The sequence below is a fragment of the Microcoleus sp. A6-C6 genome, from assembly GCF_036705955.1.
Classification (GTDB): domain Bacteria; phylum Cyanobacteriota; class Cyanobacteriia; order Cyanobacteriales; family Microcoleaceae; genus Microcoleus.
In genome coordinates this window covers 16,435-33,276 of sequence record NZ_JAUBVR010000067.1, presented here as the reverse complement: position 1 = coordinate 33,276, position 16,842 = coordinate 16,435, and the positions used below count along the sequence as shown (strand labels likewise).

Genomic DNA, 16,842 nt, shown 5'->3' with positions numbered 1-16,842 from the left:
TATTTGGTATTTTATCCATCATTACAACTATGTTTTGAGCCAATGAATATCTAATCACTACATATTTATCACTACCCCCAGTTTTTCTCCTGCTTTTTCTAATGCTTTGGTACTAAGAATAGTGTAAATTGCCAAAGCTGCTGCTAGTAATGGTTCCATGAGTTAAGCCTTTTTGTATCTGGATACTGCATATTTTACTGTCTTTTGTGCAATTCGACGGATGCGAAGCTTGTTAAAAGCATTAACTCTGTTATATTGTTTTCGGATGCGCTGGCGATCGCCAATTAAAACATTCTGACGATCGTACTCCTGGAGGCAGAAACCGGGTTTTTTACCGAAATACTGCATCCTGGCCTTTAACTGTCGTGAAAAACCCGGTTTCTTTGGTATTTATGGGTAAGTCCTAAATGAGACAGAAAGGACGATCGCACTTCACATAAAAATCCGATCGCCCTCTGCGGTGAGAAAAAATATTATTCACAAACGAAATAGAATTGCTATCTAAAAGCACGCGCGGCGCAGCTATCCCGCGCGTGAATCGCACTTTTGTGCGTTGTAACCCTGTTCACCCCCAAACATATGCGTTAACCTAGTTGACTAAAGCTCTCCCCAAGATAATCTATGCTTCTTGCCCGCATCCAAGAACTAGCCGCTACCCTCGCACCCCGCTTGATCGAAATTCGCCGCCACATCCACTCGCACCCCGAACTCAGCGGCCAAGAATATCAAACCGCCGCCTATGTAGCGGGTGTTCTGGCTTCCAGCGGAGTCCGCGCCATAGAAGGAATCGGCAAGACAGGAGTGCTCGGCGAGCTCAAAGTTGACAACACCGAGCCCCGGTGGCTGGCAATTCGCACCGATATGGACGCTTTGCCAATTCAAGAACGTACTAACCTAGAATTTGCCTCCCGCAATGAGGGAGTGATGCACGCCTGCGGCCACGATATCCACACTACAGTCGGTTTGGGCGCGGCAATGATTTTGTCGAAGTTAAAAGAAAAATTGCCTGGTAACGTCCGCTTTTTGTTTCAGCCTGCGGAAGAGATTGCCCAAGGCGCTCAATGGATGATTAAAGATGGGGCGATGCAAGATGTTGATGGTATCCTCGGAGTGCACGTTTTTCCGACGATTGCGGGCGGTTGTGTCGGTATCCGCCACGGGGCACTGACGGCGGCGGCAGATGACCTAGAATTGATTGTGATCGGCGAATCCGGCCACGGTGCGCGCCCCCACGAGGCGATCGACGCAATTTGGATTGCTTCTCAGATAATTACCACTTTGCAGCAGGCAATTAGCCGCACGCAAAATCCTTTGAGGCCACTGGTTTTGACGATCGGGCAAATTAACGGCGGACGCGCGCCAAACGTGATTGCCGATCGCGTAAAATTATTGGGAACAGTGCGATCGCTCCATCCCGAAACCCACGAAAAACTACCGGCTTGGATCGAACAAATTGTTTCCAGCGTCTGCGCGACTTACGGCGCAAAATACGAACTCACCTACAAGCGCGGCGTGCCCGGAGTCCAAAACGACCCAAAACTGACGCAATTAGTCGAAACTGCGGCTTTAGAAGCTTTAGGGCGATCGCGCGTTCAAATTTTACCAGAACCATCCCTCGGCGCGGAAGATTTTTCGATGTATTTAGAACACGCACCGGGCACCATGTTTCGCTTGGGAGTGGGACTGACTGACAAACCCAACTATCCCCTCCATCACCCGCAGTTTGAGGTGGATGAAGCGGCTATAGTTACGGGCGCTGTCACCTTGGCCTATGCTGCTTGTCAATATTGGAAACAACAAGCAAGTAAGTGATATCGTTTCTAATCGTAGCTGTAGGTGTGTGGCGATCGACAATCCCTCAACAAAGAGCGACAATCTAATAGCGACGCACCTTACCTAATATTTACTGTAGCTGTAGGTGTGTGGCGATCGACAATCCCTCAACAAAGAGCGACAATCTAATTAGGATAAAATAAGAAAAACCAAACTCCCTCCTCGACCTATGGATGATCAAGAAGTCTTAAACTGGGCTGATTAATTCGTATTGGCCAACACAGCAAAGCATTTCAACCACGTACCGGAAGCGATTTTAGGTGGCACTCGGAACGTCAAAAATACCCATAAATTGCTAAAAACTGCCATCTGAGTCAGGTTCATATCAAGAAAGTAGCATCGAAATTATGGAATATATTTTCAGAAATATTAGGCGAAGACATCAATCAATCAAATTTTCGATACACAAACAATGGTAGTTTTCCATAGTTTCATCACATTTTGGCGATCAGGCATAAGTGGGTAAGTTCAAGGTTTGTGGAAACCATCCTCAATCCTTATAAACCCCAAACTTAGAGAAGCAAAATCATAAAAACTCTAGCAACAGTCAGCCAAAACTGCGATTGGAATTAGCTGATGTACTAGAACCCAACCTATTTTATAACCGCACATCCTCAAACAGTGGATTTTGGAAAACCGCACCCGCCTGATCACCATATACGGCTGATCCGGCATTGGCAAAACCGCCCTAACTCTCCAACTTATCCCACAAATTTAACACGAATTCGATTATATTATTTACCGCAGCCTCCGCAATTCTCCATCACTGCAAACCCTGCAAACAAACTTAATTCAATCTTCAAGTCCTTTGTAGGCGCGGTGCCCGTGCCCGTTCGCGAGCGGGGACAGCACTATAAAATCTAAAATGAGATGCTCCCAACTGATTGATCTTTACCGAGGCAATCCCCTATGGTTAAATATAGTTGCAACTATGATTCAAGATTTATTCGGCGGCAGCGTTGCCGAGTTTCTCTCCTATGATACCTTATTTTTAGGTGATTTAGAGTCTCTGCTGCACCAGTAGTGCGATCGCCTAACCGAATCAGAACAACAGGCGATCGCATGGCTAGCCAATACCCCCGAACCAGCCGAAATCTCAAAAACACCCGAAAACCTGCAACTATCACCGCCATAACTCTTGAAAATCATGCAATCTTTAGGAAGGCGGTCATTAGTTGAAACAGTAAAACAAAATGGGCGATCGCACTTTACGATCGAGCCAGTAATCAGAGAATATATAATAAACAAAACCCGAAGCAAAAACGGATAAACTTATCGCTCTGCTAAACTAGAGCTAAAATAGTCAAATTTTATGGAGGTATGCTAAACTTTTGAATAGACAAGATTTACAGAACCTAGCACTCACTAGACTTGAAGAAGTAGAAGTGCTGCTCAACAATCATAAATATTCAGGTGCTTACTACCTGAGCGGTTATGTCATTGAATGCGCTTTAAAGGCTTGCATTGCCAAGCAAACTCAGAAATTTGATTTTCCTGACAAAAAAACTGTTATGGACAGTTACACTCACGATTTAGAAAAGTTGGTTAAACTTGCTAAACTTGATAAAGAGTTAAAGTCTCTCATCAACGATGCTAATTTTTCATTGCGATGGTTAGAGGTCAGAGACTGGTCAGAAGAAAGCCGCTATCAAACACATGACCGACAAAAAGCCCTCGATATTTATTCAGCAATCACTGATCCGACTCACGGAGTTTTACAATGGCTACAGCAACATTATTAAGTCAAGAAATAGCAGAAGGTCAAAGACTAATAGATGCTCTCAATGCAGCAGATTTATCAGTTGATTCTGCTCTCTGGAACTACGCACCAGGACCGGAAACATGGCGGCTGATGCTCACCTCACCTCTGTACGATCGCGAAGGCTCCCTGAAAACTTATGGGGAAATTCTCTCAGTATTTCGCCAAGTTAAACCAGAATTGAAAATCGATTGGACAGCACTTGTAGCAGTCAGCCCCAAACATGAATTAATTGAGGGCTTACGTCAGTCACAACAAGATTGGAATTTAGACTTATCAGGCAGAAGACTGACAAATAATCGGGTTAATCAGACCTGGATCGAAGATGCTTACATTTATCAAATCAAGTGAGTTGACAGGGCAAAAAATAGCTTAAAATAGGTGCAAGCCATCTCCCACCAACATAACTCTTGGGATTACTATATTAATGAAAATCGCCACCTGGAACGTCAACTCAATTCGCACTCGCATAGAACACGTTACTAACTGGTTACAAACCAACCAAATAGACATTCTCTGCTTACAAGAAACCAAAGTCACAGACAAAGACTTTCCCCTGCAACCCTTCCTCGACATCGGCTACAACTGTTACATTTCCGGTCAAAAATCCTACAACGGCGTAGCTATTTTTAGCCGATCGCCCTTGTCACAAATTAGCACCGGATTTTCCCCCATTCTCGGCCCCGAAACCGTCGGCAGCTTCGACGAACAAAAGCGCCTCATTGCCGGGGTTATAGACGATATTTGCATCATCTCCGTCTACGTTCCCAACGGTTCCGAAGTCGGTTCAGAGAAATATGAATACAAACTGCATTGGCTCAAACTGCTGCAAGAATACCTCAAAATAGCACTAGACAAATCCCCCAACCTGTGCATTTGCGGCGACTTCAACATCGTACCGGACGATCGAGATATTCATAATCCCAAAGCTGCTGCAAACTCCGCTGGCCTATCAGTAGCCGAACGCCAAGCACTAACAGAAATCACCGAATTAGGATTAAACGACCCCTTTCGCAAATTCACCTCAGAAGGCGGATATTATAGCTGGTGGGACTATCGCGCCGCCTCATTTCCCCGCAACAACGGCTGGAGAATAGACCACCATTATCTCAGCCCTGCCCTCTACGAAAAAGCAAAAAGCTGTACAATAGATATTGCTCCCAGAAAATTAGTCAAACCCAGCGACCACACCCCCGTAATTGTCGAGATTTGAATTGTGAGTTATAAATAAAAATAAGGCAAAAGAAACCCGGTTCATACCAGAAATCCTAGGTTTAACAACCAGAAATTTAAAAAACTGGTTTTCTTTCTAGAATCCTAGGCGATGCTTTGCAAAAGAAACCCGGTTTATACCGTAAATCTTAGGTTTAGCAACCATAAATTCAAGAAACCTGGTTTCTAAAACCCCTTGCAGAAAATTACTTCTTCAATCCGTTAAATCCGTTACAAAATCCGCTGTCGAACTTCCTTCGCTTATAACAACCAACCCCAAAAAATTATGTTCTTAGTAACTGGAGCAACAGGCGCACTAGGCCGCCGAATAGTACGAGAAATCAGACATCAACAAAAGCCTGTCCGCGCATTTGTCCGCCTCAGTTCTCGCTACTCGGAACTAGAAAATCGAGGCGCAGAAATTTTTATCGGTGATTTGAAACAAGACAAAGACATCAAAAAAGCTTGCCAAGGAGTGCAGTACATCATCAGCACCCACGGCACCGGCGGCGACGTTCAAGCAGTACACTACCGCGCCAATATAGAACTAATCGACTGCGCCAAAGAAGCCGGAGTTGAGCATTTTGTCTTTATTTCTGTACTGGGAGTCGATCGCGGATACGAAGATTCGGCAGTATTCAAAGCCAAGCGAGAAGTCGAAAAATACCTGCAAAACAGCGGATTAAATTATACCATTTTGCGGCCTGCCGGTTTCGCTTCGAGCCTGCTGCCACTGGCCGAAAGATTTAGAGAAACCGGACTTTACCTGCTGATTGGCGACGGCAAAAACCGCACCTCTGTTGTCAGTACCGACGACTTGGCAAAAATTGCCGTAGACTCACCAACTACTGAAGGCGCGCGCAACCAAATTTTACCAGTCGGCGGCCCGGATGTTCTGAGCAGAGACGACATTGCTCGCATTTTCGGACGCTTGTTCAATCGCGAACCTCTGGTAATTAACCCGCCCTTGGTTGTGTTTGACGGATTGCGAAATGCCTTGGGCTTGTTGAATCCTCAAGCTCAAAAAGGCTTAGGAACTTTGCGGGTATTGCTGGCTAATGAGTTTTTCTGCACTCCCGAAGAAGTGCAAAATCTGGAATCAATCTACGGCATGAGAATGGAATCTCTGGAAAGCTTTTTGCGGCGCAATTTGAGCGTTTAAAAGACTCGTTTGCAGTTGCACAAAAACCAACGCAACTGCAAACATTTTAATCAGACAAAGAAACAGCTTGTACTCCACCAATATAGCTAGTATTTGTTATGGGCGGAGAAGTCGGCTTAGCAATCAAATAACCTTGAACAAAATTGGCTCCTCGTTCCCGAACCCAATCTAATTCCTCGACCGTTTCCACACCTTCAGCCACAGTTTTAATCTCTAATTGAACGGCAATTTCTAACATTTTTTCAGTAATTAGTGCCTTATAATAATCTTGATGGACGTTGCGAATCAATTGCATATCTAACTTAATAAAATCGGGACGCAACTGGTGCATCAAATTTAGATTAGAAGAACCGCTGCCAAAATCGTCCAGGGCAATTAAAAATCCGGCCTCTCGGTAAAACCTCAGAATATTTATCAAGTGATCGATATCAGGGGGGTGCTGAGATTCCGCTACTTCAAAAACAATATTGCTGTGAGGAATTCCCGCTTCATCAATAGCCTGTACTGTTCTTCGCAGGCACGTAGCGGGATCGTAAACTGAAGTTGGAGAAAAATTAATAAAAAGTAGTTCTTTGATGTCGTAAACATGGGCTTCGCGGATAGCGCGAGTCCGGGCTAAAACATCTAGTTGAAAAAGTAGGCCTGCTGATTCTGCTTGGGCAAAAATCCGACCCGGATAAATTAAGTTTCCTTGCTCGTCAATTCCTCGGAGTAGGGCTTCGTGGGCAAAAATTTTAGAAGTATCTGAGGTATGAACAATCGGCTGAAAATGTGTAGTAATGCGTTCTTCGGACAATAAATCTAACAGCCAATCAGACTTGCTGAAGTTAATAAACGAGTCTAAGGAAGTGCTGCGATAAAAATCGCTAAATTTTGGTTGTTCAGCTTCGCGCATCCACAAAACTTTTGTCTCTTTCAACTCTTGATTTGTCAGAACCGATGATGCTAGGGCGCTAAACTTTTCTTTTCCTATGTCATGAAGGATCACATACAAACACTTGCTCTCTTCTACAAGCTGGAATTCAAGTTTAGTCTTTGCCAGTGCAGAAATAAATTTGTTCAGCGTATGCGATACTGGAAACCACAGGTATAAACCTCCGCTGCCCTCTATTTTTTCGGGTACTGTTTCGCAGCGAGAGCAGGAGCCGAAGGTTTTGCCACTTCTTTTCACTAGAATATCCTCCGATTTTTGAATTAATTTCAGAATTACTATAATATAGATTATTAAATCTAAGCCTATTCAGCTATTAATACATCTACCTCAAGGTGTAAATATTGATTAAGGAATCGTTAAAAAATATTAGGGCAGTGTTTTTACTTGCCTCTGGTTTCAAACCTTGGTAAAATTTATAAGCACCGAATCTAGTAAATACAATCAAACCCTGTCCCGAATCTCAACAAAGGGAGAATATTCAGACTTGCTCTCTACTTTCTACTGCTGCTCTGATTCTTGACACATTATTCTCTACATTGCTTTGCAAAAATAACGGTTATAGTTAATTTTTAGGGTCAAGGGGGATTAACAGCCCGATCGCCAATTTCAGCCCCACCATAAGTATAGAACGCCTCGCGATCGCCCAAACCAAGCTAAAACAAACTCAGTTGCTGCGGAATATCCGATTTAATTTGAAAATCGGGATGACAGGATTTGAACCTGCGACCCCCTCGTCCCGAACGAGGTGCGCTACCAAGCTGCGCTACATCCCGAATTTAGTCAATCTACTTTTAGCATATCACTCAGGTAAAAACTTAGCCAGCTCGTATATAATGTTTTGTAAAACATTACTCAGGCGGAGACAGACGTGACGGTTAAGCCCCAGTGGTTGCGAGTTAAAGCCCCTCAGTGGGAGCGCGTCGGCAATGTTAAAGAAATTTTGCGGGATTTATCCCTGAATACGGTTTGCGAAGAGGCTTCGTGTCCCAACATCGGCGAATGCTTCAGCGCAGGTACTGCCACATTTTTGATTATGGGCCCGGCTTGTACCCGTGCCTGTCCTTACTGCGATATCGATTTTGAGAAAAAGCCCCAAGCTTTAGATCCGACGGAACCAGAAAGATTAGCGCAGGCGGTGCAGCGACTCAAACTCAACCACGTCGTGATTACCTCTGTTAACCGGGATGATTTGCCGGATGGGGGCGCATCTCAGTTTGTCGAGTGCATTCAAGCGGTGCGATCGACAATGCCCGATACAACTATAGAAGTTTTGATTCCCGACTTGTGTGGCAACTGGCAAGCTTTAGAAATTATTCTCGCAGCCAAGCCCGATGTACTGAATCACAATACTGAAACCGTAAAGCGACTTTACCGCAAGGTGCGACCACAAGGAAAGTACGATCGCACCCTGGAACTTTTGCAGCGCAGCCGGGAAATCGCACCAGCGGTTTATACCAAATCCGGGATCATGGTGGGATTAGGAGAAACAGACGCCGAAATTCGGGAGGCGATGCAGGACTTGCGGGCTGTTGGCTGCGATATTTTGACAGTTGGACAGTATCTACAACCGACTCAAAAGCACTTGAACGTAGAAAGCTTTGTACCGCCAGAACAGTTTGATGCTTGGAGAGAGTTTGGCGAATCTTTGGGATTCTTGCAAGTTGTCGCTTCTCCCTTAACTCGCAGTTCGTATCACGCCGAACAAGTGAGGGAATTGATGAAGCTTTACCCACGCTAGCAATTTTAATTGGAGTTAACTCACGCGATAGAGAACCATTCTCAATTGCTGGCGCTCTGAGGTAAAGTTAACCGGGAAGCCACGGCAAACAGCAAAAAAATATCGGCCTCGCGCCCCATCAAACTCCATACTTACGCCAAAAATATTGAGAAACCGGGTTTCTTCCTCAAATTCTGGGTTTAAATCCAGAATTTTTGTCGAGAAACCCGGTTTTTGCGTCAGGCGCGAGCTTCGGTAATGCGAACTGTAAAAACTCTGAAGTTCATAACCGGCAACGGATTCAAGTTCCGCAAACTGCCAGTATTTAATCAAGATCGCCGAATTATGTAAAGTTTTATTAAAAAAATACCTATTTTTCTGAAGTGATCGGGAACCAGGTTATTGGTGATGAAGATTAACTTAACTTCTGACGAACGTCACTTGTTTTTAGCCAGTCACTATCTATACTAGCTACAGAAACAAAGAAGTACAACGCACTTTTCGGGCCTTCAACCTGTTACATCAGAAAGTTCTTAGCGTTTTCCCGAATCTTGGTAAAACAAGTGGGGCAGCAAAAGCTCGATCGAACAACAGCACAAAGTCAGGAAAGTTAGTCAAGAAACAAACAGCGGCGATGCTTCTTCTTAACAAAGTGGGCATCATAATTATAAATAACCGCTAAGCGTAGCATCTTTTCACCAAAAGCAATTGAGAAAATCACTATGCCAGCCACCTCTTTTTACGCTCAAGCTGAATTCGACGAACAACTGCGAGTGAATCCCTTGCAAGATGTAGATGTGTTGGATGAAGATGCTGAAGAAGCTGGAGACGAACCCATCGACCAAGATGCAGCAGAGACTGAAGATGCAGACACAGCATCCAAATTGCAAAAAAATGCTAACCGCCGCACTACAGATTTAGTGCGCCTGTACTTACAAGAAATCGGTCGGGTTCGTCTCTTGGGTAGAGACGAAGAAGTTTCTGAAGCTCAAAAAGTTCAGCGCTACATCAAATTGATGGAATTGCGCAACACCGTCGCTTCTCAGGAAGAAGGGCTGATTCAAAGCTTCGTACATTTAATTCAAGTGCGCGATCGGCTGTCTGCACAGTTGGGACACAAACCTTCCCTAGAACGCTGGGCATTAACCGCCGGTGTCAGTGACGTGCCAGAACTCAAGCGAATTATGGCCGAAGGCAAGCGCCATTGGGCTGAGTTGGCAGAGATGACGGTGGAGGAAATCGAAAGAATTCAATCTGAAGGCGTTGAAGCAAAAGACCACATGATTAAGGCGAACCTGCGCCTGGTAGTTTCGGTGGCGAAAAAATATCAAAATCGCGGTTTAGAATTGCTCGATTTAATACAAGAAGGTACTCTCGGACTGGAACGAGCTGTCGAAAAATTCGATCCGACGCGGGGCTATCGGTTTAGTACCTATGCCTACTGGTGGATTCGGCAGGGAATCACGCGGGCGATCGCAACTCAAAGCCGTACCATTCGCCTCCCGGTTCACATCACCGAAAAACTTAATAAAATCAAGAAAGCCCAGCGCAAAATTTCTCAAGAAAAAGGTCGGACAGCTACGATCGAAGATATCGGCGTTGAGTTGGACATGACCGCCGCCCAAGTTCGGGAAGTATTGCTGCGAGTCCCCCGCTCTGTTTCTCTGGAAACTAAAGTGGGCAACGAAAAAGATACAGAATTGGGCGACTTGCTCGAAACCGACAGCATCTCCCCAGAAGAAATGCTGATGCGAGAAGCTCTGCACCGCGACTTGCAGCAACTGTTGGCAGATTTGACCAGCCGCGAACGAGATGTAATTCTGATGCGCTTTGGTTTGGGTGACGGACACCCCTACTCTCTGGCAGAAATCGGTCGTGCTCTCGACTTGTCCCGCGAGCGAGTCCGCCAAATTGAAGCTAAGGCTTTGCAAAAACTCCGTCAACCGAAGCGCCGCAACCGCGTCCGTGACTATCTGGAGTCTCTGAATTAAATTAATGGGTGTGCATCTACTGTCGGTTTCTGAATTTAGATAGAAGGCGGAAAGCAGAAGTATTGATTTCTACTTCTCAACGATTTCTCTGTCTTCTGTCTGGGGCTTTCGGGCCTGTTTACGATCTAAAAATATCAAAAAATAAATTTTTTCCTCAACCTTTTTTCAACAAGCTTCGATATTTGCACAATATCTCGATCGTTGTGTATGATTGTCAATAGGCAGACTTTCTTGAGAGGGTCATAATGGCACTTTACACCGCGTCTTCATTCAAATCCGAACTCAATGACAAAGGCTGGCGGATGACTCCCCAACGGGAAACCATCTTGCACGTATTTCAGAACCTCCCCAAAGGCAATCACCTGAGCGCCGAGGATTTGTATACTTTGTTGAAAAATCGGGGGGAAAACATTAGCTTGTCCACCATTTACCGAACTTTGAAGTTAATGGCAAGGATGAGCCTGCTCCGCGAACTAGAACTAGCAGAAGGTCACAAACACTATGAAATAAACCAACCTTATCCGCACCACCACCATCACTTAGTCTGCGTTCAGTGCAACAGAACGATCGAGTTTAACAACGATTCGATCTTAAAAATTGGCATGAAGCAATCTGAAAAGTCTGGATTGCACCTGCTAGACTGCCAGCTAACCATTCATACGGTGTGCCATGAAGCTTTGCGGATGGGATGGCCGTCTTTGGTTTCCAGCAATTGGTCTTGTCCGAAGTCGATCGCCGAAAACGGTCACAACGCTCTGGATTCAATCGAGTGAATATACACTATTTTCGCGTTTCAAGTACAGATTGTTACAATAATTAACAAAAAAAATCGGCGCAAGTGCGATCGCAGTTACGCCGAAACCGGTTTTTCAAGGAAAATACATCATTTCACGAATGACTCGGAAGTGAGAAACCCGATTTGTTTGATGTAGCGTCCGCAAGTCCTTAAAAAGTTTGGCTCAACAAATCGTCACTGCTAACGCCGTAACTGCGCTGAGCTCGATCGAGCGCGTCTCTCGTCGGAGCATCAAAAACTCCGCTGACTGAGCCTGTGTAAAAGCCGAGGCCTTGCAGCCGCGTTTGTAATTGCTGAATGCTCGATCGAGAATTGACAGTGCTGCTAATCGGAACAGCAGGAACAGCCAACCGTCGAGCCAATCCGTTTTGGAGCTCCGCCAAAGTTGCCGGAGTGGCAATACCCGTCGCCGGCGACAAATTGCGTTCCTGCTGAAACGACAGCACCGCCCATTCAGTCTCGGCTCCAAATACTCCGTTCACCGGGCCGGGATTTTTACCCAGACTTCTGAGCGCTGATTGAAGCTGTAGGACAGCAGGCCCTGTATCACCCCGCCGGATACCCGTTGCGACTGGCTGCTGCGCCTTTGCTGCCTGCCTGTTGCCTTCTCGCAAAGCCGATCGAGTGCTGCGATCCACCCGCCCTGTCCCGAACATCCCGCAATCTCTCTGAAACCGGATCAAAGCTTGTTGAGTTGGTCGATCGAACCAACCGTGAATCTGGCTTCTGTAATAACCCAATTGTTGCAGCCGCCTCTGCACAAATTCTACTTCTCGGCCTCTGTCGCCCAACTCCAAAAAATCTCCAGCATTACTCTGCTCGTCATTTTCCCATGCAGCCTGCCTGTTGCCTTGCCGCAAAGCCGATCGAGTGCTGCGATCGACCCGCCCTGTCCCGAACATCCCGCAATCTCTCTGAAACCGGATCAAAGCTTGTTGAGTTGGTCGATCGAACCAACCGTGAATCTGGCTCCTGTAATAACCCAATTGTTGCAGCCGCCTCTGCACAAATTCTACTTCTCGGCCTCTGTCGCCCAACTCCAGAAAATCTCCAGCATTACTCTGCTCGTCATTTTCCCCAGGATATGAGGTAATTTGATTAGCCCTCATCTGGGCATCGATAGCCGTCAAAGTAGCAGTATCAGCGCAGCCGTCAGAAACCAGATTGAAATCTTGCTGAAAACGAGTTACAGCGTAGAGAGTGCGTTCCCGATACTTGCCGTCAACGCCACCTTCAAAATAGCCTAAAGCTTTTAACTGCCGCTGGATCAAGTCTACCGTCGCCCCTCTGTCGCCGAACCGCAGCCCCTTGCAACCACCATTTCCCGCAATATTCCCCGGAGGCGTAGCGGGCGGAATCGGCCCGATGGAGCCAAACAGCAAAGCTAAAGTTTGCCTATCAGCAACTCCAGTCACCCGCAGCTCATTAATTCGCTGGAAATATCTCACCGCACGGACAGTAACTTCGCGAAAATTTCCTGTGGGATGAGTGTTGAAGTAGCCTAGCTGCCGCAACCTGCGCTGGAGGGCCGAAACCTCTGCACCGGTGTCTCCAAAACTGAGCTCGGTATAGCTATAGTTTGTATAAGTAGTTTTAAAAGGTCGATCGTCCTCAGCTAAACTGTTGAGAGCGATCGCCGTAGCTCGATCGGGCTGACCAGTCAGTGACAGTTGATAGTCTCGTTGAAAGTTAGTCAGAGCTTGTCTAGTTACTGGGCCGAGCTGACCAGTGGAAGAGCGGGGAAAATAACCAAGATCCCGCAACCTGTCTTGAACAGAGCGCACATCTGGACTAACAGGATCTATTTGAGCAAAAGCCGAACCGGCCGCACTTAAAACCGACAGCATCAAAGCCAGAGATAACAAATGAACATAAGTGTGACTCGATCGATTTTGCCACTTTAGCCCATCAAAAATTTTCGACTCTGCGGGTGCTTCGCAAACAAGAGCAAGTTCGAGGTAGGCGAGGGATTCCATAAATTTTTAGTGTGAAATTGTTTGTGGCTGTGATGTACGAGCAAACTCAAGCTGAGCTGTGAGCCGCCCAGGAGCTATCAAGGCTAATGTTTACCTGTTTGCACGAAGCACCCGTTTCTGAAAAAAAATTACCTTCAAAAATAATTACAGGCAACAACCAAGATAGCATCGCTGTTTAGCAAGACGCGAGTGTCAGAAAAATAGTTTGCAGCCACATCTTAGCCTTCATGAGAAAAAAATCAACAGTTTTTGCGTATTATTCGCTAAAAATTAATTTATTTATATAAAAATATTAATGATTGACGATCGACTAAAAATCCCCACCCTTGCTCGTTGCAAACAGGATGGGGATTTTATTGGTTAACTAATCTGTAAAAATGGGACATTCACTTAAATTAAGCCAAACCGATCGCAAATCAAAGCTACTCCCGCTGCAAAAACAGTAATTCCCAAGGCTACCAGCGGGTTTTGTCCTCTACTGACTGCAAAAGAAGTGACCACCCCAGCTCCTAAAGCCGCAGTTACAGCAGCAGTCGCCAAATCTCGATCGGGACGTTTGTCGTACATATTTTTTATGGCTTAAAACTTAGATCTTGTGATCAAAGCTACCACTCTTGCTTCTACTGCGGTGAGAAACCCTTCTGTTTTGCAACTAAGCTTAAAATTTTGCTAAGTTTCTTAACATACTCTTATTAATAACATAAGTTTAAATTATGTATCTTTCCGTTTCCCTGTCAAGTTTTAGCTATTAAAACCCTTTCTCTGCTGGGCTTTTATGTCGAATTTAGGATTTTGCTGGGGCGATCACACCCACAGTCTCAGCGTCTCAGATTGTAATTCCCAATATCGTAAATAAATTTAACTTGACTTTTAGGATAAAATGTGATAATGGATTTTTGAAGCCGGAGATTAACATGAGACTGATTGCATAAATTTTTGATCGATCGACCAAGTGCAGATTAAGGCAGATCAACGCAGATTAACGCAGATGCTTTTCCAGATATTTTGCGAATGCTGGCAATTCAAGTCTAGTAAAACTCAGAGGACTGAAGTTGTCAATACAAACCGATAATGGTTATTTTGCAGGACATAATTTGAGCCTGAAGTCCTATTCGCCCTCAACTTTTTCGGTATTGCCGCCCTTCACCCAACCTTCGCGATTGCCATCCTCAACCCGAATTCGCTGCCACTCTTTGTCCGGCGAATCTTCCAAAACTACAACTTTTTCCTTGTAACCAACACCGCCAATACGGTTCGAGTCTCGATTGCCACTATCCCGCAGAATTAAGCCGATCGGCTGAGTAACCAGAGCACGGTAAGCTCCCGGTTCCAGGGGTTTAGGAGACGGGGCATCGCTAGACGCAGCATCATCAGACGTAGAAACTGGGCTAGCCTGGCCTGTTGACTTCGCCCCAGTGCCGGCAATCTGAACTGCTGTTTTGTCGTTGGAAAAAATCGGTCTTTCGGGGGTTGTGCTCAGCTTAGCGGCAAAGTAAAGTGCAGCCGCCACGCTAGCGCCTGCCATTAGGACGATCGCTAGCAGAAAACCCACTAAAAATTTGAAGACGCTATATACACTGTTCATAAATTGAAAAAGGAAGAAGGAAGAAGGAAGAAGGAAGAAGGAAGAAGGAAGAAGGAAGAAGGAAGAAGGAAGACGGAAGACGGAAGAAGTCAGTAGTCAGTAGTCAGTAGTCAGTAGTCAGTAGTCAGTAGTCAGTAGTCAGTAGTCAGTAGTCATCAGGAAGAAGGAAGAAGGAAGAAGGAAGAAGGAAGAAGGAAGAAGGAAGAAGGAAGACGGAATCGGGAAATTTGGGCTGGGCGGGATAGACTCTGGGAGGAAAATTTCAGCTTCGATCGAATGCCGAATACTTTCTGCACAATGTCTTCGATCGACTATCCTTGAATCCGGCGGCTCAAACTGTCGTATCTGGAAGCAAGGCGAGCTTTCCCAGCAGCAGCCCAATCTTGGAGAAACTGAATTTGTTCTTGAGCTGTTCTGGCCAACGGCACCATCTGACTAGCTGATTCTAAAATATCATCTGTGGTGAAATCTCGATTTTGGCTAAACCCAATGTGCATTGCTTCAATCAAAGTTTGCTCGATTTCCGCTCCTGAAAAATCGGGAGTTTCGTAAGCCAAGCGCTCTAAATCGTAATTTTTGATGATGTGCGATCGCAACCGCAACAAATGTACCTCAAAAATCGCCCGCCGTTCCTCCTGACTCGGCAAACCCACAAAAAATATTTCGTCAAACCTACCTTTTCTCAGCATTTCCGGCGGCAAAGACTGGATATTGTTGGCTGTGGCGACGACAAAAACTGGCGAAGTTTTTTCGCCTAACCAAGTAATAAAAGTCCCGAACACGCGGCTGGTTGTCCCGGAATCGCTCTTACCGTCTAATCCCGAAAAAGCTTTGTCAATCTCGTCTATCCACAGCACGCAAGGCGCTAAAGCTTCCGCTAGCTGAATCATTTGTCTGGTGCGCGATTCCGATTCCCCGACTAACCCGGCAAACAAGCGCCCGACATCCAATCGTAGCAAGGGTAAATGCCAGTGGTGGGCGATCGCCTTTGCAGTTAAGGATTTGCCTGTTCCTTGAATTCCGACTAACAATAAGCCTCTGGGATGTGGCAAACCGTATTGGCGGGCGCGATCGGAAAAAGCACCGCCGCGCCGCAGCAGCCATTCTTTGAGATTGTCCAAACCGCCGATATCGGAGATGTTTTCGCGGGCTGGGTAAAAGTCGAGAATTTGAGTTTGGCGGATTGTTTGGCGTTTTTCTTCTAAAATTAGTTCCGCGTCGTCGGGATGGAGTTCGCCTCTGGTGGCGATCGCCTTTGCCAAAACTCGGCGAATTCGTTCGATCGACAGCCCTTGACAGGAGCGCACCGTTTCGTCCAGCAAACGCCCTTCTATGGCTTGTCCGGTAGCTCCTAACAGTCTTTCCACCTCAATTCTGATTTCCGCCGCCGCAGGCAGGGGAAACTCCAAAACTGTGATTACTTCGCTAAGGTCTTCTGGGATCGAAGTAATCGGAGATACGATGACAATATTTTTGGGCATCGATTTGAGGAGTCTCGCCAAATTCCGCAGCTTGCGGGAAATTGAAACATCTTCTAAAAACCGCTGAAAGTCTCGCAAAATAAAGATCGCTGGCGCGGATGCGGGCAATTTTTCGAGAAATTCTAAAGCTTGTAGTGGGTTGCGTTTGCCAAAACCGGCATCGTTGGGATTGCCTTGGTAGCCGTCAACAAAATCCCAGATGTAGACGGCGCGAGCACCTTGTTTTTTGGCACATTGGGCGATCGCCACTTCGACGCGCTCTTCTTCCCGTGTGGGAATGTAAATTAGGGGGTAGCGCGATCGTAGCAGCAGTTCAAACTCGTCGCTAAAAATAGTCATTAGTTATTAGTCAAGAGTCAGTAGTCAGTAGTCATTAGTCAGTAGTCAGTAGTCATT

Annotated in this window: 14 protein-coding genes and 1 tRNA gene; 9 read left to right on the top strand and 6 right to left on the bottom strand. The window is 45.9% G+C overall.

The genetic code is table 11. From position 1 onward, the window contains the following. Nucleotides 1-621 precede the first annotated feature (621 nt). From QUB52_RS22360 to QUB52_RS22335, 6 genes are all read left to right on the top strand, one after another. Nucleotides 622-1,812, top strand: a complete 1,191-nt coding sequence (locus QUB52_RS22360) for a M20 family metallopeptidase (protein ID WP_265236592.1) — start codon at nucleotides 622-624, stop codon at nucleotides 1,810-1,812. A gap of 886 nt (nucleotides 1,813-2,698) precedes the next feature. Then, complete coding sequence (locus QUB52_RS22355) at nucleotides 2,699-2,857, top strand: hypothetical protein (RefSeq protein ID WP_265236596.1); 159 nt, start codon at nucleotides 2,699-2,701, stop codon at nucleotides 2,855-2,857. A gap of 307 nt (nucleotides 2,858-3,164) precedes the next feature. Beyond that, nucleotides 3,165-3,575, top strand: coding sequence for a HEPN domain-containing protein (locus QUB52_RS22350; RefSeq protein ID WP_332973736.1), 411 nt, complete (start codon nucleotides 3,165-3,167; stop codon nucleotides 3,573-3,575). Continuing rightward, nucleotides 3,554-3,943 (top strand): hypothetical protein, encoded by a 390-nt coding sequence (locus QUB52_RS22345; RefSeq protein ID WP_332973735.1) that lies wholly within the window; start codon nucleotides 3,554-3,556, stop codon nucleotides 3,941-3,943. The genes QUB52_RS22350 and QUB52_RS22345 overlap by 22 nt, the downstream gene beginning before the upstream one ends. Nucleotides 3,944-4,019: 76 nt before the next feature. Further along, nucleotides 4,020-4,805, top strand: coding sequence for an exodeoxyribonuclease III (xth, locus tag QUB52_RS22340; protein ID WP_332973733.1), 786 nt, complete (start codon nucleotides 4,020-4,022; stop codon nucleotides 4,803-4,805). 285 nt (nucleotides 4,806-5,090) lie between these two features. Next, on the top strand, nucleotides 5,091-5,966 hold the full coding sequence (locus tag QUB52_RS22335) for an SDR family oxidoreductase (RefSeq protein ID WP_332969609.1): 876 nt from the start codon (nucleotides 5,091-5,093) through the stop codon (nucleotides 5,964-5,966). 46 nt (nucleotides 5,967-6,012) lie between these two features. Here QUB52_RS22335 and QUB52_RS22330 read toward each other — a convergent pair whose 3' ends face one another. Together QUB52_RS22330 and QUB52_RS22325 are read right to left on the bottom strand one after the other, a co-directional pair. Further along, complete coding sequence (locus QUB52_RS22330; protein WP_332969607.1) at nucleotides 6,013-7,137, bottom strand: EAL domain-containing protein; 1,125 nt, start codon at nucleotides 7,135-7,137, stop codon at nucleotides 6,013-6,015. Nucleotides 7,138-7,599: 462 nt separating this feature from the next. Then, a tRNA-Pro gene (locus QUB52_RS22325) sits at nucleotides 7,600-7,673 on the bottom strand. Nucleotides 7,674-7,747: 74 nt separating this feature from the next. On the opposite strand from QUB52_RS22325, the gene lipA reads away from it, so the two are divergent. The 3 genes from lipA to QUB52_RS22310 all read left to right on the top strand — a co-directional run bounded on the left by lipA (nucleotide 7,748) and on the right by QUB52_RS22310 (nucleotide 11,381). Next, nucleotides 7,748-8,638 carry a lipoyl synthase gene (gene lipA, locus QUB52_RS22320; protein WP_332969625.1) on the top strand — a complete coding sequence of 297 codons (891 nt, stop codon included), beginning with the start codon at nucleotides 7,748-7,750 and terminating at the stop codon, nucleotides 8,636-8,638. A 701-nt stretch (nucleotides 8,639-9,339) separates the two neighbouring features. Next, on the top strand, nucleotides 9,340-10,608 hold the full coding sequence (gene sigC, locus QUB52_RS22315; RefSeq protein ID WP_265236608.1) for an RNA polymerase sigma factor SigC: 1,269 nt from the start codon (nucleotides 9,340-9,342) through the stop codon (nucleotides 10,606-10,608). A 245-nt stretch (nucleotides 10,609-10,853) separates the two neighbouring features. Beyond that, on the top strand, nucleotides 10,854-11,381 hold the full coding sequence (locus QUB52_RS22310; RefSeq protein WP_265236610.1) for a transcriptional repressor: 528 nt from the start codon (nucleotides 10,854-10,856) through the stop codon (nucleotides 11,379-11,381). Between the two features lie 172 nt (nucleotides 11,382-11,553). On the opposite strand, the gene QUB52_RS22305 is transcribed toward QUB52_RS22310, so the two are convergent. The 4 genes from QUB52_RS22305 to QUB52_RS22290 all read right to left on the bottom strand — a co-directional run bounded on the left by QUB52_RS22305 (nucleotide 11,554) and on the right by QUB52_RS22290 (nucleotide 16,785). Beyond that, the gene (locus QUB52_RS22305; protein WP_332976274.1) at nucleotides 11,554-13,380 is read right to left on the bottom strand and encodes a peptidoglycan-binding domain-containing protein; all 1,827 of its coding nucleotides are present in this window, start codon (nucleotides 13,378-13,380) and stop codon (nucleotides 11,554-11,556) included. A gap of 390 nt (nucleotides 13,381-13,770) precedes the next feature. Continuing rightward, nucleotides 13,771-13,947 (bottom strand): hypothetical protein, encoded by a 177-nt coding sequence (locus tag QUB52_RS22300; RefSeq protein WP_265236614.1) that lies wholly within the window; start codon nucleotides 13,945-13,947, stop codon nucleotides 13,771-13,773. 541 nt (nucleotides 13,948-14,488) lie between these two features. Beyond that, nucleotides 14,489-14,965: an SH3 domain-containing protein gene (locus QUB52_RS22295; protein WP_265236616.1), complete on the bottom strand. Its 477-nt coding sequence runs from the start codon at nucleotides 14,963-14,965 to the stop codon at nucleotides 14,489-14,491. Between the two features lie 311 nt (nucleotides 14,966-15,276). Continuing rightward, complete coding sequence (locus tag QUB52_RS22290; protein ID WP_265236617.1) at nucleotides 15,277-16,785, bottom strand: AAA family ATPase; 1,509 nt, start codon at nucleotides 16,783-16,785, stop codon at nucleotides 15,277-15,279. Between the last annotated feature and the right edge of the window lie 57 nt (nucleotides 16,786-16,842).

What these genes read in the sequence shown, in the direction of transcription:
- QUB52_RS22360 (WP_265236592.1), top strand. Translation starts at nt 622, where the DNA reads ATGCTTCTTGCCCGCATCCAAGAACTAGCCGCTACCCTCGCACCCCGC.
- QUB52_RS22355 (WP_265236596.1), top strand. Translation starts at nt 2,699, where the DNA reads ATGAGATGCTCCCAACTGATTGATCTTTACCGAGGCAATCCCCTATGG.
- QUB52_RS22345 (WP_332973735.1), top strand. Translation starts at nt 3,554, where the DNA reads ATGGCTACAGCAACATTATTAAGTCAAGAAATAGCAGAAGGTCAAAGA.
- xth (WP_332973733.1), top strand. Translation starts at nt 4,020, where the DNA reads ATGAAAATCGCCACCTGGAACGTCAACTCAATTCGCACTCGCATAGAA.
- QUB52_RS22335 (WP_332969609.1), top strand. Translation starts at nt 5,091, where the DNA reads ATGTTCTTAGTAACTGGAGCAACAGGCGCACTAGGCCGCCGAATAGTA.
- sigC (WP_265236608.1), top strand. Translation starts at nt 9,340, where the DNA reads ATGCCAGCCACCTCTTTTTACGCTCAAGCTGAATTCGACGAACAACTG.
- QUB52_RS22310 (WP_265236610.1), top strand. Translation starts at nt 10,854, where the DNA reads ATGGCACTTTACACCGCGTCTTCATTCAAATCCGAACTCAATGACAAA.
- QUB52_RS22305 (WP_332976274.1), bottom strand. Translation starts at nt 13,380, where the DNA reads ATGGAATCCCTCGCCTACCTCGAACTTGCTCTTGTTTGCGAAGCACCC.
- QUB52_RS22300 (WP_265236614.1), bottom strand. Translation starts at nt 13,947, where the DNA reads ATGTACGACAAACGTCCCGATCGAGATTTGGCGACTGCTGCTGTAACT.
- QUB52_RS22295 (WP_265236616.1), bottom strand. Translation starts at nt 14,965, where the DNA reads ATGAACAGTGTATATAGCGTCTTCAAATTTTTAGTGGGTTTTCTGCTA.
- QUB52_RS22290 (WP_265236617.1), bottom strand. Translation starts at nt 16,785, where the DNA reads ATGACTATTTTTAGCGACGAGTTTGAACTGCTGCTACGATCGCGCTAC.